Annotated in this window: 3 protein-coding genes; all 3 read right to left on the bottom strand. The window is 56.7% G+C overall.

Translation table 11 applies throughout. The features are described from left to right. Positions 1-83: 83 nt before the first annotated feature. The 3 genes from ACRESJ_RS15815 to rluC are packed head-to-tail and all read right to left on the bottom strand — an operon-like array spanning position 84 to position 2,709. Entirely contained in the window at positions 84-1,073 is a 990-nt protein-coding gene (locus ACRESJ_RS15815; RefSeq protein WP_431758736.1) for a S49 family peptidase, read from the bottom strand. 24 nt (positions 1,074-1,097) lie between these two features. Next, on the bottom strand, positions 1,098-1,760 hold the full coding sequence (locus tag ACRESJ_RS15810; RefSeq protein ID WP_431758735.1) for an HAD-IA family hydrolase: 663 nt from the start codon (positions 1,758-1,760) through the stop codon (positions 1,098-1,100). Next, positions 1,747-2,709 (bottom strand): 23S rRNA pseudouridine(955/2504/2580) synthase RluC, encoded by a 963-nt coding sequence (gene rluC, locus ACRESJ_RS15805; RefSeq protein WP_431758734.1) that lies wholly within the window; start codon positions 2,707-2,709, stop codon positions 1,747-1,749. The genes ACRESJ_RS15810 and rluC overlap by 14 nt, the downstream gene beginning before the upstream one ends. Between the last annotated feature and the right edge of the window lie 440 nt (positions 2,710-3,149).

Raw genomic sequence — 3,149 nt, 5'->3', positions numbered from 1 at the left:
CAAAAGATCGCAGCCTGCGGCAGCACCTACACAATCTCTGTAGGAGCTGCCGCAGGCTGCGATCTTTTAATCCTGATACCGTATCAGCGAATCGAAGGGCCGTTAAACCCCATCCACATCGCCAAATGCTCAGCCACGCTGGCACCAAGCTTCTTCGAGAAGCGGTCGAACGGCGATTCTTGAACAGTAAAATCCACCAATTCTTTCTCGCCGATCACATCGCGGGCGACTGAACTGGCATTGCCCAGGCCATCAACCAACCCCAGAGGCAACGCCTGCTCGCCAGACCAGACCAGACCGGAAAACAACTCCGGATGCTCCTTGTCCTTCAGGCGATCGCCACGACCTTGCTTGACGCTATTGATGAACTGCTTGTGAGTGGTGTCGAGCACGCCCTGCCAGAATGCAGTTTCCTCAGGCTTTTGCGGTTGGAACGGGTCGAGGAAAGATTTGTGCTCGCCAGAGGTATAGGTACGACGCTCAACCCCAAGCTTTTCCATGGTCCCGACAAATCCGTAACCGGCCGCCGTCACACCAATGGAGCCCACGAGGCTCGCCTTGTCGGCATAGATCTGATCCGCCGCACTGGCAATGTAGTAAGCGCCGGAAGCCCCCAGATCCGAAATCACCGCATAGAGCTTGGTATCAGGATGCAGGCCGCGCAGGCGGCGGATTTCGTCATAGACATAACCCGACTGCACCGGACTGCCACCGGGACTATTGATCCGCAGAATGACACCCTTGACCTTTTCGTCTTCGAACGCAGCACGCAGGCTGCCAACGATATTGTCGGCACTGGCCGGCTCTTTGTCGGCGATCATGCCGTTAATGTCGATCAGCGCCGTGTAATTACCGCTGCGGGTAGCGGCTTTTTCCATGTCCATCAGCGGCGTGAACAGCAACAGCGCAACAAACAGGTAAACAAACGTCAGGAGCTTGAAGAAAATGCCCCAGCGCCGGGAGCGACGCTGCTCCTGCACACCTGCCAGCAAAGTCTTTTCCAACAGCTTCCAGCTTTTTTCGTCACCGCTCTCCGCACTCGACTTGGCGGGTGCCTTCCATTCGTCGGTCATGCCATCTACCCCAGCAAAAACGTATTAAGCCTGCTGACTCAGCCAGGCATGCAATTCTGAAAAGCGATCAATGGCCAATCGTGGCTCGAACAACTTCAACGCTTCGATGGACTGTGCCCCATAACTCACCGCCACCGACCCCATGCCGGCATTGTGAGCCATCTGCAAATCGAAGGAAGAATCACCGACCATCAACGCTTGCTCCGGGCGAACCTCGCAATGGGCAAGAATCTGCTCCAGCATCAGCGGATGTGGCTTGCTGGCGGTCTCATCGGCCGCACGAGTGATGTCGAAATAATTCTCCCAACCGTGGGACTTCAACACACGATCCAACCCGCGACGGGCCTTACCCGTCGCCACAGCCAAATGATAACCCTCGGCACGAAACGCCTCGAGGGACTCGACTACGCCCTCGAACAACGGCGAAGGGACGGCCTCCGAAGCGATATAGTGATCGGCATAGTGCTGACGAAAAGCCACCAGCTCGGCATCGCCAATTTCGGGATACAGGGTACGAATGGCCTCCGGCAGACCCAGGCCGATGATGCCCTTGACGGCGAAATCATCACACTGCTGAAAACCGGACCGCTCCGACGCCACATGCATCGCTTCAACAATCCGACCAATGGAATCGGCCAGCGTGCCATCCCAATCGAAAATCAGCAGTTTGTAGTCAGATGGGTGCACTCAAGCGCTCCACGGTTTTAGCCCACATCTCGTCAACCGGCGCCTGCAACTTCAGCTCACTGCCATCAGGCAGCGGTACGGTCAGCATGTAGGCGTGCAGAAACAGGCGCTTGCCGCCCAGATCGCGGATTTCCTTACTGAAATCGTCATCGCCGTATTTGGTGTCGCCGGCAATGCAGTGCCCGGCGTGCAAGGTGTGGACACGAATCTGGTGAGTGCGGCCGGTGATCGGCTTGGCTTCGATCAGGGTGGCAAAGTCGCCAAAACGACGCAGGACCTTGAACACGGTCACGGATTCCTTGCCCTCCTCCTCGTCGACCTCGACCATTCGCTCACCGGAGCGCAGATTGCTCTTGCCGAGCGCCGCTCGAACTTGCTTGATCGAGGACGCCCAGTTTCCGCGAACCAGCGCCATATAGCGCTTATCGACGCCATCGCCGCGCAAGGCTGTGTGCAGGTGACGCAGCATGCTGCGCTTCTTGGCGATCATCAGCAGGCCGGAGGTATCACGGTCGAGACGATGAACCAGTTCGAGCTCCTTGCAATCGGGACGCAACTGACGAAATGCTTCGATAACCCCGTAATTCAAGCCACTGCCGCCGTGAACGGCGATGCCGCAAGGCTTGTTGATCACGATCAGTGCCTTGTCTTCGTGAACAATCGAAGCTTCCAGTCGCTGCAACAGACCTTGGGCCAAAGGCACCGGCTCGTCTCTTTCAGGCACACGAACCGGCGGCACGCGCACGATATCGCCCGCCTGCAGCTTGTATTCGGGCTTGATCCGACCTTTGTTCACCCGCACTTCGCCTTTGCGCAAAATGCGATAAATCAAGGTCTTGGGCACGCCTTTGAGCCGAGCGAGAAGGAAGTTATCAATACGTTGGCCGGCATATTCCGGCGAGACCTCAAGCAGTTGTACGCCTGGGGTCGAAGGGGCAGTAGTCGTCATGGCGCGGATGATAACAATTTTTTATGGAATTGAAGCACTTAATCATTGCTGCTATAGTCGCGAACGTCGCCAAAAGCGGCCTGGACAGCGGACCAACGGTCAAAAACCGACCCTGACCAACGCAATTCACCAGGACGCGAGGCCGTCCTACGGGGCTTTCGCTACGTAACGGTGGAGTTTGCAGGTGTAACGAGCGCAGGTGACATGAGGCCTGAATCAAGCCGCAAAGCAGAGTCTTCACTCGCTTTTCGAGCCAATATTCATGGCCAGTTCACAAAGTGCAGTCAGCTGCAAATGACCCCGAGCGATCGCTTCGGAAACAACGCCTAAATTAGCCATGATGCGTGACCTCCCCTTTCGGAGCTCACGGTAAATGCCAACCCGCTGCGGATTCTGCGCGCGGCAGCACCCGAATTATCAGGGATACGTGTAGGGTGGAG

It is taken from the genome of Pseudomonas sp. (assembly GCF_050739655.1).
In the GTDB taxonomy this organism is placed as follows: Bacteria; Pseudomonadota; Gammaproteobacteria; order Pseudomonadales; family Pseudomonadaceae; genus Aquipseudomonas.
The sequence above is the reverse complement of the archived record's forward strand: the minus strand, read 5'-3'. Positions and strand labels throughout refer to the sequence as shown.